Here is a 13,361-nt window from a genome sequence, read left to right on the forward strand (position 1 = left end):
TCTCTCTCCTCCTCTATTTCGCGTAAACGATGCGTGTGGAAGTGCGCGACGGTGCGCCGTTCGGGGTCCGTGAATTCAGCTGAATGAAGTACACACCTGATGCCGCCGGTGCAGTGCTGCCGTTTGTCGCGTGTGTTGCGGATTCCGCATTCCACCGCAGCTCATACTGACTGCGCGTGCCGTCCAACTGATAGCGCGACACTTCCCTGCCGCTGATGTCGTGCACGGTGAGCGTGGAAGGACCGTGTACATCCTGTACGTGAATGGTGACGGCGGGATTGAAGGGATTGGGATAGCAGTGCAGACGCGGTTCGGCGGGAGTACCGCCCGGGGGAGCCTGCATGATCCAGTTCGCTTTTCCCCCCTTTCCGCCATAATGCACTTCCAGTTCGATCTGACGCGAATCCGCATCCGGGTCTGGCGTGAAATAGCTGAGCCGGAAGACTGAAGCGACGTCGAAGCGACCAATCTCCATCAGGATATCGCGGAAATTTCCGTTGATATCGAAGTACGATCCGGCGGTGGGATACGTGATGCGCTCGTACTCACCGCGGGACGCACGACTGCCGATGCAGTGTACGAGTATGGCCTTGTTCAGGAGTTCGGGCAGCAGGGTTTCGACCGTACGCGGCGTTATGTGATCCTTCTCATGATAGCCGGCATCGGTAATCCAAATCACAATGCGCTGGGCGGTGGGACGATATTCCAGCCGGGTGGCTTCCCACAGGGCGTCGAGCGAATTTTCAGGGCTATCACCACCACCATACGCCTGCTGTGCGGCCACCCAGCTTTTAAACACTTCCACGCTGTCGGTCATGCCGTAGACATGTTTGATGGCATCGGAAAACGTAACGAGTCCCAGCCGATAACTGACGCCGTTTTCCACGAGAAGGTCGGCGAAGGATTGCACATTGTCGCGCACGGAGGCGATTTCACCGGCCATGCTGCCGGTCACATCGAGCACGAAGGCGACGTCCACCGCATTCACTTCCCCGCGATTCTCCTTCCCGAGATCGAACTCGCTGATATGCACACCGTTCTCGAACAGCGTGACGTGATCAGGACGAAGAGTAAGAACCGACACATCGGTTTTCTCATCCTTCACCGTGAAATACATGCTGATTCTCGGGGCAGGATCCATTTGCACCGTGTCGATGTCCACCGCGAGTCCGGTATCCACCAGCGCGACGGCGGGAAGGTACACCCAGCGGGTCAGGCTGTCGATGATCTCACCACCGACCCTGAGTGTCACCTGCATGGGCGTGATGGACTCTTCAAATTTCTCGGTCGATTTATACGTGTAACTGCAGTACCCGTAACCATCCTTTTCCAGAGCGGTGTTCTGCACTTCGGAGGTCGGATACAGCGCATCTTCCTCACTGCCGGAAGCATTGAACCAGGCAGAAGAAATGCGTGCACCGCTGGCGTTCAAGGTTTCAATTGAAACCGAGAAACTGTTCGGGAAAAGCACGCCGTCGCTGAGCGTCAGCGCGGTAGGCATATCCCAGCGCATGAACGCGCGGGATGAGAAGCGCGGCTCCAGCACGGCGAGTTCCGCTGAAGCCATGGCGGCTTCGCCGGTGGCGAGGGGCTGCAACCGCCAGACGGGACGCAGCACCACGTCGAAGAGACGCGTGGGACGCTGCAGACGGGGATCGAAATTCTCGCCCAGCGCCGGCTGCCAGTTCATGATCTCGAGGGAATCGGGTCCCTCGCCGGGATACCCCAATTCCGCCCGTATCCCCGCATTCTCCCGCTGCACGCGTTCCTGCAGTACGACAGGACTCTGTGACGCCATTCCCTTCAATACCTGCGCATCCTCGACAAGCACATCATCGCAGTACACCGCCGCATCGCCCCATCGTCCGAGCGCCGCATCCAGCTGAAACGCCAGTGCAGCGTTCTGCACGTTGGATGAGAGATTCTCGATCGAAGCCTCCAGCGTGAGGACACCCGTCGTGGGCTCCTGAAGTACGCGCAGTATGAGGCGGCAGACGTCCGGACGCTCGGCGATCATTTCCATTGTATCCACACGCGTCTGCAACCGGCACTCCGCATCAGAAAAGAAGCGATCCACCCGTTGCCAGGCACCGTCCCAGAAAAACTCAATGAAGGAAGTAAGCGCGTACGGGTGGCCGAAGGTCAGCTGGCAGTTATCGTCCTGCATCATCGACGACCTGCCCCCGGTCGTGCCGAAAGTAAAGTATCCATCCCTCAGCAGCGTCGCCCCGCTGACCGGATTCCCCAGCACCGCATGATCCGGCGTCCTTGTCGTTTTCGCCAGCGATGCCTCCTGCTGTCCCTGCTGCTGCCGCTCCCACACCGAGGCATCAATGTCATACATCCCCTTATTCCGCCCCATCCCCTTATCCTGCGCCACCCCCTTATCCTGCGCCACCCCCTGCATCGCAAGCACAAGCAGCAGCCCAACCACACCCAGTAGTTTCATGGTATCCTCTCCGTTGAAATGACGATTCAGGGGGAAGACACATGAAGGGGGAGGAAATTCCCTAGCGCGAATGCATCGTGCCCTACCAAAAAGACGAGAGCGGCTTGTCAGGCCAGTCGGACATATGTAGAAACACCACCCTACTTACGATATGTCGCATGAGATGAAGGATTTATCTCTGAACGCCTTCCTCCAAGGGCGCTCTCATTTAGGATGGAAAGGAATAAACTTGGCTTCTTTCCTACTGTTAAGTATACTCTTCACATCCTCCTCCTTCGGTGAAATAAATTCTTTAGTCTCGTCTCGGCGCTGAATTCTTTCCAACCGTTCGTTCGAATAACTTGAATCAAATTGCATCTCATATTTGCGTAGCAAATGATACATCTCTGGATTCGAAGCCTCTAGTTGCTTGACTTCCATCGAATCGCGAATAACCCTCGCCCTGAAGATAACGGAGTCACGCACTAGTGCATCCGGTGACACATACGGATTCATTGAAACTGTTTGCAATGCAGCAAAGGCATTTTCCGTTGTTGCGGTATCTGATTCAATCATACGCATGTATGCGGTTGACATCATCATCCCATTTAGAATTCTATCACACAATACGGCGATCCCACAAACTTGAAGAGAATCCCATGCCAGTACGGTAGCATTCCCACCAAAACCATTTGCCAAGGCATACGCAGCCTTGGTCCGATTCAAGTCAATCTGCAGGTAAGCTAGACCAGTTCTAATATTCTCGGTTTTGTTTGCTAGAAAGCTTCGAAAAGGAATAATGGAATTGTAGCCCACTTCGGGGGCAATCTCCTGAACACGTACGGTGTCCTGAAGGACGAGCTTGGCCTGGATAGCTGATATATATGTCATGAACAGACTTGACCACTCATACTTTGTTAATAGTGCCTGGTAATCCTGTTCCAGATCCTGACCATAGCTTGTCGTAACAACAAGCGAAAGCACCAAACATAGGCGTATTAACATCTTTATTACTCGTCGATTGTGAATAGTCATGGTGATTGCTGAACAAGATCTTCACCCAATACCAACCTTGCCGTTCGGGAACCTGCATATGTAAGATACCCAATGTATGGTTGGTCCTGAAGCGCTCTTCTAATCGCAACTTGGACACGACCCACCTGCTCTGGGAACACCAGAATAACCGTATTTTCCTCTACAAACTTTGTAACCGCCAGCCCCCGCTCTGTTAGATCAATTTCGATGGCACCGTCCCAATCAATAGCAATTTCCTGGCCGTTTTTATCAAAAATGTTATAAACAGCAATCGCTTCTTCGGGTTTTGCGAGATAGTTCAATAGAAAAAGGAGACCAAGGCATGCAGCGAAGGAACCGGTTGTGGTAAAAAGAAACCCTTTCAGCTCCATTTTAAACCGCGATGCGGCCTCAGCCCCGAACAGTATAGCGGGCAGTATCGCAATCAGCAAAAACAATACAACTCTGGAGGTAGGCGCATAAACAATAGTAGGAGAAAGTGATACGTACAAGCCCAGAGCGACAATAATGACAGCGATGCCAATTTTCAGCCACCCGAGTTGTTCCAGATATTTCTTTCCTTGAGGCGTTGGCATGTGACCTCCATTTTAAACGGATTCTATCATTTCCATTGTTGTGTAAACAACTCGCTCGGGGTGCAACGCCGAACAGTTGAGTTCTACACAGAGCTCTTACTTTGCGTAAACGACAGAGCTACAATACAAAATCGCAACGTATATGTCAAGAGTTATTAGTCTTATTTGTGCTCTTTCTCTTATTTCTCCTTAATCTTGATAAATATTGTCCGTTTGCGTATTATTTCCCGTTACTTGTCGTATTCCACATACATTTTTTCGAGGAGGTGTTCCGTGAAAGAACGCATTTCACGGAAAGGATACGCAGGCGCAATCCGCACCGCGACGCGGAACAGCGTGTTCTTTCTTCTTCTGATCCTCTGTGCGAGCGTGCTTCCGGCGACGGCGCAGCAGGAGCATCGCAGCACTGTTTCTCCAGCGGGAGAAACGGCCCGCGCACCGGGATTGTCCCTATCGTGGACGCTCGGCGATCTCGCTACAGGATATTATCGTACTCCCACAATGCAGTACAGGGAAGGATTCCAGTCCGCACACCTGCGTGTGACGGTGGTGGAAGCCCTGCCGGAGGCATGGAATGTCGAGGTATACCCGAATCCGACGCAATCGGGACTGTCGGTAGACCTGGGCACACAGCATCCTGTGCGGGCACTGACATTGTATGACCTCAGCGGACGAGAGCTGCGCACGCTCCCGGTAGAACCCGCCGCGAGACAGGCGCAGCTGCAGCTCGACGAACTGCCGTCAGGCACGTACATCCTCCGCGTCAGCGATGCCCAGGGCAGGCCCGCGGGAAGTTATCAGATCAGGAAAGTCCATTAATATAGAGAACGAATCATCATGAAATACAAAGCCCTCACCTTAGCACTCTTTCTCGTGCTCGGCGCAACCGCGCTGGCGCAATCACCATCGGCCATGAATTACCAGGGAGTTGCACGCGACGCCAACGGCTCGGTGCTGTCGAATGCCGAATTGTCCCTTCGCCTGAGCATCCTGCGTGGCAGCGCCGAAGGCGAACCTGTCTTCACGGAAACACATCGCGTCATGACCGACGCGGCGGGACAGTTCTCCCTTCATCTGGGCGAAGGCGTGAATGCCACATCGTCGTTCTCCCGCATCGAGTGGTTCCGCGACAACTACTGGCTGCGCGTCGAAATCGATGAGCGCGGCGGATCGGATTACACGCTGCTCGGCACTTCGCAGCTGCTTTCCGTTCCCTACGCGATGTATGCCGCCACGGCAGGCGGACTCGCCCCGTCGGAACTGAATGTCGCGCCGAGCGGACTCCCTTCCGCTGTCTGGCAGCGGGTCGGCAACCGCGGCACTGATCCTTCGCAGGATTTCGTGGGCACCACTGACAACGCTGCGCTGGTCTTCCGTACGAACGACGTCGAGCGCATGCGCCTGACCGCCGACGGCGATGTGGGCATTGGCACGGCATCTCCTGCCGCCAAGCTGGATGTCAACGGTGATGTCCATATCGCCACGGACCTCGACGTGGACCACGATGCGGAAATCGGCAACGACCTCGATGTCGGCCATGACCTTGACGTGTTGAACGATGCAAGCATCGGCAACGATCTCGATGTCGGCGGCAATGCCTACATCAAGGGCAACACGATGATTGATGGGTCGCTGGATGTGAGCGGGAAGAGCACGTTCGGACTGTTTGAAGTGTCCGCTGCCGGTGACCTCACTTTCGATCCCACGGCGAGCGACGGACTGAATCACGTGGCGCTGTTCGGCAACACCAACGGCAACGACGCCGACGGCATCGGCATCAAGATCAGCAACGGCGCGACCGACGAGCAGAACAACTTCATTACCTTTTACAGCGGCACGTCAAATTCCGCACAGATCACCGGTCGCATCGAGGGCTTCAAGTACATTCCCGGACAGGCCAACCAACAGTACTGGAGCAACCTCAAGCCGGTCATCGATTACTGGAAACTGCTCGGCTTCGATCCGAATGCCGGACTCAGCTTCAATATGAAGTACTTCGGTCTCGATCCCGGTTCGTGGCCGACGCCACGGCTCTCGGGTGGCAGCTTCAGCAGCTTTACATGGCCGAGTGTGCACCTCGACGGCGGCTCCTGGCCCAGCATCAAGTGGCCCTCGGTCAATCCCCTCGACATCGCCAATCCGAAGAACTGGTTCAATCCCAACGTCTCCGAGCTGATAAGCAAGTTCGAGCCGCTGGTCTGTCAGGCCCTCGAGGATGACTGGCTCTCCCTGCTTCAGATGGATATCGCTTCGCTCGCCACGTTCGCGGCGCGCATGGAGCTGGAAGCCAAGTGCAAGGACGGTGGTGTCACGTACGGCAGCAAGGGTGCCGACTACGCCGAGTGGATGCCGAAAGCCAATACGGACGACCATTTCGCGTACGGACAGATTGTGGGCGTGAAGGACGGCAAGATCAGCCTCACCACAGATGGCGCGGACCAGGTGATGTCCATTTCCATGGCTCCCGTGGTCATCGGCAACATCCCGCCGTCGGGCGAGGAAAAGAATTACGAAAAGGTCGCATTCATCGGACAGGTGCCCGTCATGGTGTGTGGCAAGGTCGATGCAGGAGATTACATCGTCGCCTCTGGTAACAACAATGGTTTCGGCGTCGGCGTCAAAGCCGAGGATCTGACCATCGAACACCTGCCCCGTATCCTCGGCCGCGCACTGAGCGCTACCACCAACGACGAACTCGACGTCGTCAACGTGCTCATCGGCGTGAAGACGAACGAATGGGTACAGATCTTCAAGTCGCAGGAAGAGCGCATCGCGCGTCTCGAAACGCAGGTATCCGGGCAGCAGCGCACTGTGGCGCAGTCCGGCGATGCGCGCATGGAAGCGCTGGAAGCCGAAAACCGCGAACTGCGCAATGAAATCCAGGCCATCCGTGCCGCGATCGGACTCCCGAAGAATAACACCGGTGTCCAGAACGCCAAGTACGTCGAAAATCGCTGATCAATCTCAGCAGTGTCACCAAAAAAGGGCCGCACACGCGGCCCTTTTTCGTAGTGTCGGGATTCGGGAATCCACATGCGCCTGGGTATCCGGGGATAAAAAACTACTTGACATATACGGAAATATGCCGTAATCTGAATTATCGAGTAGCGTATTACGGAATATTTCCGTAATACCAGCAATGAAGTGGAGATGATAATGGAAGAACGAACGGTACGGACTGATGATACAGAAAAGAAACCTGCAAAGGACCGCAGAATCGATCTTCGCCTGGATGCGAAGCAGAAGGCGCTGCTGGAGGCGGCTGCTGCGGTGACGGGACAAAGCCTCATGAGCTTCATTGTTTCCAACAGCCTGACCGTCGCCCAGAGGGTTTTGCGAGAGTACCGGGACACGGAGCTTTCCGTTGCCGATTCTGAAATTTTCATGCGGCTGCTGGAAAACCCTGAAGAACCGACGGAGGCTCTCCTGAACGCCGCCAGGCGCCATCGCAGGAAAACAACATCATCCCATGGCAGCTGATCTCTGCGTTTCACAACTGTCGCCGGACTTCAACCGGAAGTCCTTCGATTGTGGTGTTCCCGAGCTCAATGACTTCCTTCAAAAAAGAGCATGGAAGCACATGAAGCAGGGTATGAGCGTCACGTATGTGCTGCATAAGGAAAATGATTTCGGGATACTGGGATTCTATGCGATCTCGATGGCGGAGATCAAGACGATCGACATCCAGAAAAATCTGATCAAGGGACTCCCCCACCACCCCATTCCCGCGGTACGCATAGGACGCCTGGCGGTATCCGCTGCGCATCGGGAGAAGGGGTACGGCGGTGTGCTGCTGTGGGCCGCTATTGAAAAGTCCCTCTCCCTGTCGAACAACATTGGCGCTCAAGCGATCGAGGCACATGCAAAAAATGAAATGGCCCGCGCGTTCTATATCAAACATGGCTTTGTCAGTCTGGCCGATGACAAAGACCACATGTACCTCGCGATGGACACAGCGCGCAAAGCGCTCAAGTTGCTGGAGGAGTCCGATTTTGACGATGAATTGTGATCCCATGAGCGACGTGTTACTCGTTGCAGTTAACCATAACAGCATGAACGGAATGCCTCGATGACAGAGCGTCTGCGACAAAATATCGTCAGGACTATCGGACGCGAGCCGACGGACAAGGAGTGTGCGCTGCTCGCAGAGCACATGCAGCCACAGTCCTTCAAAAAGAAGACGCTGCTCGCCCAGCCCGGGGAACACTGCCGCTACGTGTATTTCCTGACGAAGGGGGCTGCGTATTCCTCGATGATCGATCCGAAGGGAGATTTCTACGCCGTACAATTTGCGCTGGAGAACTACTGGATCACCGATCACTACAGCTTCTTCAAGGACGAACCGGGGATCTATACCATCGAAACGCTTGAAGACTGCGACGTGCAGGTGATTGACCGCGCGGCATATGACCATGTCTGCAAGTCCAGCCATCTTCTCGAACATTTCTTCCGCGTCCTCATCACCAACGCCTTCGTTGCCCTCCAACACCGTCTCGCCAGCACGAATACGGAAGAAGCCGCCCAGCGTTATCTTGACTTTTCCCGACGCCACCCGGACTTCATCCAGCGCATCCCGCAATACCTCATCGCATCCTACCTCGGCATCAAACCGCAGTCCCTCAGCCGCATCCGCAAAAAGCTCGCGAACGAGCTCTGATCCAGCCCTCACAGCGTCCTGCATTCCGCCCGTATCCTGTATTCCCCTTTTATCCACCACAGCAGCGTTTCTTCACCTATGTGAATGAAACGAGCAGGCATCTATACGTAGTTTGCAGTTGTCATTGAGACAGTAACACGCACGCAACTCAAACTCATATATATAGAAGGTGTACCATGAAAGCGCAGACAACCTGGAAACTCGATCCCGCACACAGCGAGCTGATGTTCAAGGTCAAGCATCTGATGATCACGAATGTCAAAGGCGAATTCCGCAACTTCGACGCCAGTATCGTATCGAACGGCAGCGACTTTGAGGGTGCGCATGTGACGCTTACGATCGACGCCACTTCCATCTTCACCAATAACCCGGACCGCGACGCGCATTTGCGCAGTGCTGATTTCTTCGATACCGACAATCATCCCCAGCTGAGCTTCGAGAGCAGCGAGATGACAAAGCGCAGTGAGGACGTTTACGAGCTCAAGGGCATGCTCACCATGAAGGGCGTGTCGAAGGAAGTCGTGCTCGATGTCGAGCTTGGTGGAATGACGACTGATCCTTATGGACAGAAGAAGGCAGGATTTTCGCTCAATGGAGTGCTCAACCGCAAGGAATGGGGACTGAACTGGAACGCCGCCCTCGAAACCGGAGGCGTCATGGTCAGCGAGGACGTCCGCCTCAGCGCCGAAGTGCAGTTCGTGATGCAGGCACAGGACGAGCAGACGGAAGAAGCCGTCGCACTCGAAACCGCTGAAACGAATTGATGATGCGAGGGGGGAGGGAAATCCTCAGCGCAGGGGAATCCTCAGCGCAGCTGCAGCAAATCCTGCGGTGCTTCCGCTTCGAAGGTCACGCGTTCGCCGGTAGCGGGATGGATGAATGAGAGGGACCGCGCATGCAAAGCCAGTCCGCGCCTGCCGCCTTTGGGATGTCCATACATGCGGTCTCCCAGAACCGGGTGTCCCATCTCCGCGAGGTGAACGCGGATCTGATGCTTGCGGCCGGTCAGCAGGCGCAGCTCCAGGAGCGAATGATCACCATGTGATTCGAGTATGCGCCAGCTGGTTTTCGAGAGTTTCCCATATTCGCGATCGTTGGTGACGTAGACGATATGCGCGGCGTTTTCCGCGAGGTAGGACACCTCGATTCCGGATACTTTCTTCGGCACGCCATGAACGACAGCCACGTAGCGTTTCTCCACATCCTGCCACCCCTCCTGCAACTGACGCTTTACTTCCCCACTTTTTGCGAACACGAGGACGCCTGAGGTATCCTTGTCCAGGCGATGCACGATGAAAATGCGTTTCCGGGATTTCGAATATCCCTTGCGCACGTAATCGGTCAGCACGGCATAGACGGTCGATGTTTTGTTCGACTGCGTTCCCATCGTCAGCAATCCCGCCGGCTTATGCACAACAATGATATGATCGTCCTCATGCAGAAGGCGAATGCCCCTTGGCAGCACCCCCGCTGCAAGCCTGGAACGTCTCGATTTGCCCATGGTACTCCACAAAAAATTTCAATTGCCGGAAAAAGAACGCGTTCATAATAGAATCCGACCACGCAGGGAATAGCAACTTCCCGATGCTCAGGGCATTACGGGAGTAATTCTACGGGAGAGACCGCCTCGAACGGCTGCTGGCTGAAGGATTTCTCGAGCTCAGTGATCCTGTCCTCGATATCCCTGTAAAGCGGAGGTGCCTGATATGGCTGTTCACCGTACGTTTGCAGTTCTTCTCTCAGGAAGCCGATGTATGCCAGTCCGATGGATTTGAGCTTACGCAGCAAACCGTGCTTCATATCGCCGAGCTGAATCTCATCCTGCCCCCCGGATGTCTGGAGGAGTCCATCAAAAAACTGCCGAAACTTCCCCGTCCATTTGTACGTGTGACGATACACCTCCAGCTGCGAACTATCGGTCGCGAGCCATGACAGTTCAGGATGATCCTCTATGGGATGCATCCTCCATCCCAGACGCTTTTCCTCATAGCGCAGCGCCTTATGGAGGAACTCGGTCATCGCGTACTCCAGGCGAATATCTTCGTGCACGTGGTCTTCTGCAAACTCGTTTTCCAACTGCATGGCAGCACCCTTCTGTTTTTGGTATTCGTCAACGCAGGCAACATCCCGGTCGTACGAAATCAAAATACACCAATCCCCAACACGAATGTAGTCCGGTCACCGGCAATTCGACTGAAGAATGCAATTGGATCAGGATGCGCCAGTTTGATAAAGAGAGCACCATGACGTAGCTTCGATGCGATACGCTTTCCCTGTTCTTTGTCCTGTGCAGCATCCCACATCCCCTATCCAGGATCATGAGCCTATTTTTCATCGCCGGTATCGGCGTCGCCGTCCTCATCGAATTCCTGCTGATCAGCAAGAAACAGCAAACGTTGTCCGACAGGATACTGACGGCGTGGATGTTCCTGATTATCGTCCACCTCTTCCTGTTCAACCTGTACTATACCGGGGACAGCTACCGGGTGCCTTTCCTGCTGGGATTCGAACTTCCCCTTCCGATGCTGCACGGGGTTTTCCTCTTCTATTATGTCTCCTTTGTCACAGGACAACTCCCACGCAACAGGAAGCTGCTTTTGCTGCACCTGCTCCCCGCGGCAGTGATGTACGGCTACCTCCTGGCGGTGTTCATTCTCCCCCTCTCGTCTGATCAGAAAATCGCGGTATACGAGGCCAGGGGAGCGGGTTTCGAATTATTCAATATCCTCAGATTATGGGCCACGACGATTTCCGGCGTAGTGTATGTGATCCTTTCCGCGGTGCTGCTCCGCCGACACAGAATCGCCATTCGGGACAGTTTCTCGGACCTGGACAAAATCAGTCTTCGCTGGCTGGAGATCCTGACCTACGGGATGGGAGGAATCTGGCTTCTGCTGCTGCTCTTCCACAATGAACCGCTGACCTTCAGCGGCGTGGTCACCTTTATCTTCCTCATCGGATTTTTCGGCGTCCGGCAGGGAAACATATTTTCTCCCGCAGATATGAAATCTGCTCCCGCGGCACCCACGGAGGAAGCAGAAGGTCAAACAGCGGAAGAGGTGAAGGCGGGAATAGAGTCCGAAGTACAGCCGAAGAAATACACGAAATCCGGACTCAGCGACGAGGCGGCGGAGGGACTCCATGCGGCACTTATCGCTCTCATGGAGGAAAAGAACATGTACCAGAAGAGTGATCTCTCGATCAATGATCTTGCGTCCACCCTCGAAGTGCCACCCAACCACCTCTCGCAGGTCATCAATCAGAGGGAAAAGAAGAATTTCTACGATTTCGTGAATTCCTATCGCATCGAGGCGTTCAAGCGCCAGATCGCAGCCAGGAAAAACCAGCAGTTCACGCTGCTCTCGATTGCATACGATTGCGGTTTCAGCTCAAAATCGTCATTTAACCGCTGTTTCAAGAACGAAACCGGCCAGACTCCCTCCCAGTTCGTCGCCTCACGCTCCCACGACCAGGATTGACCTAGCCCCAGGATGAGCCTTCCCCCAGGATAAGCCTTTCGGGGTGTCATCCTGCAGGATGGCACTCCCCCGGCAGGTTCCATCTTACACGCTGAACCGATCCGCCCTCACTCGCCGCGTACATTTGCCCCAGACACTCGGTCAACTCTCTCATTTCCGATAATCTGGAGCAATCATGAATCAACTCATTCTCACAATCCTCCTCATCGTTGCGGCAGCCGCGGCGGTCACGTTCAGCGCATGCGACATTCTGGAGCCTGAAGCTCAGGGACAACTGGTGCCGCTGACGGTGGACGAAGATCCTTCACTTCCTTCCATTGAGGTCAACGGCACCCTGCTGCATGCAGAGACGTTTGGCAATCCGACCGACCCCATGCTCGTCATTCTGCATGGAGGTCCCGGAGGCGACTACCGCAGCATGCTCAAACTCGCTGCGTTTGCTGACGACGGCTTCTTCGTCGTGTTCTATGATCAGCGTGGATGCGGCCTTTCCAGGCGGCACGGCAGGGAAATGTATGATGCACAGGGACCAGACCTGGCCGTTGCCGACCTCCGCGCGGTGATCGGGCATTACAGGTCGTCAGGACAAAAAGTACTTCTCATGGGACAGTCCTGGGGAGCCATGCTGGCGTCTGCCTACATCAACGACTACCCGGAGGACATCAGCGGGGCCATTTTGATGGAACCGGGTGGACTGACCTGGCCGGATACCAAGGAGTATCTCGAGCGCTGGCAGATCATCGATCCCTTCGATGAGACGCTCAACGATCGCGTCTTCGTGGATCAAATCATCACCGGAAGCGATCACGTAAAGCTCGACTACAAAGCCGCCATTCAGGGCGCCGCTGAATATGCGGAAGGCAACAAGCTCGGTATTGCAGGACCAACTCCTTTCTGGCGGATGGGTGGATTGTACGCCATCGCTGCATCAGAGTACGCGACCGAACATTCGTTTGATTTCACCACGAATCTGCAGAAGTACGACAAACCCGTGCTCTTCGCCTACAGCGAGCTGAACCAGGCCTACGGCAGATCACACGCAGAGCTCGTTTCATCCGCCTTTCCCAACGTTCAGCTGGTTGAAATCCTCGGCACCGGACACAGTATCCCCTCCTTCGGCTGGGACAACCTCTATCCGATCGCCAAAGCTTATCTCAATACCGTTCGATAAGAATTTTAATAGAAGG

General features: G+C 54.8%; 13 protein-coding genes. 8 read left to right on the plus strand and 5 right to left on the minus strand.

Annotation, left to right across the window (positions count from 1 at the left end; translation table 11 throughout):
* Positions 1-13: 13 nt before the first annotated feature.
* The 3 genes from KQI65_15795 to KQI65_15805 form a co-directional block, all read right to left on the minus strand.
* The gene (locus KQI65_15795) at positions 14-2,449 is read right to left on the minus strand and encodes a VWA domain-containing protein (GenBank protein ID MCB2206206.1); all 2,436 of its coding nucleotides are present in this window, start codon (positions 2,447-2,449) and stop codon (positions 14-16) included.
* Positions 2,450-2,653: 204 nt separating this feature from the next.
* Entirely contained in the window at positions 2,654-3,433 is a 780-nt protein-coding gene (locus tag KQI65_15800; GenBank protein MCB2206207.1) for a hypothetical protein, read from the minus strand.
* Positions 3,434-3,459: 26 nt separating this feature from the next.
* A complete protein-coding gene (locus KQI65_15805) occupies positions 3,460-4,038 on the minus strand; it encodes a hypothetical protein (protein MCB2206208.1) in 579 nt (192 codons plus the stop codon).
* 273 nt (positions 4,039-4,311) lie between these two features.
* On the opposite strand from KQI65_15805, the gene KQI65_15810 reads away from it, so the two are divergent.
* The 6 genes from KQI65_15810 (at position 4,312) to KQI65_15835 (ending at position 9,459) form a co-directional block, all read left to right on the plus strand.
* Entirely contained in the window at positions 4,312-4,857 is a 546-nt protein-coding gene (locus KQI65_15810) for a T9SS type A sorting domain-containing protein (GenBank protein MCB2206209.1), read from the plus strand.
* Positions 4,858-4,875: 18 nt separating this feature from the next.
* Positions 4,876-6,996, plus strand: coding sequence for a SlyX family protein (locus KQI65_15815; GenBank protein MCB2206210.1), 2,121 nt, complete (start codon positions 4,876-4,878; stop codon positions 6,994-6,996).
* A gap of 198 nt (positions 6,997-7,194) precedes the next feature.
* A complete protein-coding gene (locus tag KQI65_15820) occupies positions 7,195-7,518 on the plus strand; it encodes a DUF1778 domain-containing protein (GenBank protein MCB2206211.1) in 324 nt (107 codons plus the stop codon).
* Positions 7,519-7,618: 100 nt separating this feature from the next.
* Entirely contained in the window at positions 7,619-8,047 is a 429-nt protein-coding gene (locus KQI65_15825; protein MCB2206212.1) for a GNAT family N-acetyltransferase, read from the plus strand.
* A 60-nt stretch (positions 8,048-8,107) separates the two neighbouring features.
* Positions 8,108-8,695 carry a Crp/Fnr family transcriptional regulator gene (locus KQI65_15830; protein ID MCB2206213.1) on the plus strand — a complete coding sequence of 196 codons (588 nt, stop codon included), beginning with the start codon at positions 8,108-8,110 and terminating at the stop codon, positions 8,693-8,695.
* A 176-nt stretch (positions 8,696-8,871) separates the two neighbouring features.
* Positions 8,872-9,459: a YceI family protein gene (locus tag KQI65_15835; GenBank protein ID MCB2206214.1), complete on the plus strand. Its 588-nt coding sequence runs from the start codon at positions 8,872-8,874 to the stop codon at positions 9,457-9,459.
* A gap of 41 nt (positions 9,460-9,500) precedes the next feature.
* Here the strand turns inward: KQI65_15835 and KQI65_15840 are convergent, their stop codons facing one another.
* Both KQI65_15840 and KQI65_15845 read right to left on the minus strand, forming a co-directional pair.
* On the minus strand, positions 9,501-10,196 hold the full coding sequence (locus tag KQI65_15840; GenBank protein MCB2206215.1) for an RluA family pseudouridine synthase: 696 nt from the start codon (positions 10,194-10,196) through the stop codon (positions 9,501-9,503).
* Between the two features lie 95 nt (positions 10,197-10,291).
* Positions 10,292-10,777 carry a hypothetical protein gene (locus KQI65_15845; protein MCB2206216.1) on the minus strand — a complete coding sequence of 162 codons (486 nt, stop codon included), beginning with the start codon at positions 10,775-10,777 and terminating at the stop codon, positions 10,292-10,294.
* A gap of 236 nt (positions 10,778-11,013) precedes the next feature.
* Between KQI65_15845 and KQI65_15850 the strand changes: the two genes are divergently transcribed.
* Together KQI65_15850 and KQI65_15855 are read left to right on the plus strand one after the other, a co-directional pair.
* Positions 11,014-12,174, plus strand: coding sequence for an AraC family transcriptional regulator (locus KQI65_15850; GenBank protein ID MCB2206217.1), 1,161 nt, complete (start codon positions 11,014-11,016; stop codon positions 12,172-12,174).
* Between the two features lie 175 nt (positions 12,175-12,349).
* A complete protein-coding gene (locus KQI65_15855) occupies positions 12,350-13,345 on the plus strand; it encodes an alpha/beta hydrolase (GenBank protein MCB2206218.1) in 996 nt (331 codons plus the stop codon).
* Positions 13,346-13,361 lie beyond the last annotated feature (16 nt).

It is taken from the genome of bacterium, from assembly GCA_020444325.1.
Lineage (GTDB): Bacteria > Bacteroidota > Ignavibacteria > SZUA-365 > SZUA-365 > BM516.

Bases quoted from the DNA above. Each gene is read 5' to 3' on its own strand.
- KQI65_15800 (MCB2206207.1), bottom strand. From the start codon at position 3,433: ATGTTAATACGCCTATGTTTGGTGCTTTCGCTTGTTGTTACGACAAGC.
- KQI65_15805 (MCB2206208.1), bottom strand. From the start codon at position 4,038: ATGCCAACGCCTCAAGGAAAGAAATATCTGGAACAACTCGGGTGGCTG.
- KQI65_15795 (MCB2206206.1), bottom strand. From the start codon at position 2,449: ATGAAACTACTGGGTGTGGTTGGGCTGCTGCTTGTGCTTGCGATGCAG.
- KQI65_15830 (MCB2206213.1), top strand. From the start codon at position 8,108: ATGACAGAGCGTCTGCGACAAAATATCGTCAGGACTATCGGACGCGAG.
- KQI65_15845 (MCB2206216.1), bottom strand. From the start codon at position 10,777: ATGCAGTTGGAAAACGAGTTTGCAGAAGACCACGTGCACGAAGATATT.
- KQI65_15855 (MCB2206218.1), top strand. From the start codon at position 12,350: ATGAATCAACTCATTCTCACAATCCTCCTCATCGTTGCGGCAGCCGCG.
- KQI65_15835 (MCB2206214.1), top strand. From the start codon at position 8,872: ATGAAAGCGCAGACAACCTGGAAACTCGATCCCGCACACAGCGAGCTG.
- KQI65_15820 (MCB2206211.1), top strand. From the start codon at position 7,195: ATGGAAGAACGAACGGTACGGACTGATGATACAGAAAAGAAACCTGCA.
- KQI65_15850 (MCB2206217.1), top strand. From the start codon at position 11,014: ATGAGCCTATTTTTCATCGCCGGTATCGGCGTCGCCGTCCTCATCGAA.
- KQI65_15815 (MCB2206210.1), top strand. From the start codon at position 4,876: ATGAAATACAAAGCCCTCACCTTAGCACTCTTTCTCGTGCTCGGCGCA.
- KQI65_15825 (MCB2206212.1), top strand. From the start codon at position 7,619: ATGAAGCAGGGTATGAGCGTCACGTATGTGCTGCATAAGGAAAATGAT.
- KQI65_15840 (MCB2206215.1), bottom strand. From the start codon at position 10,196: ATGGGCAAATCGAGACGTTCCAGGCTTGCAGCGGGGGTGCTGCCAAGG.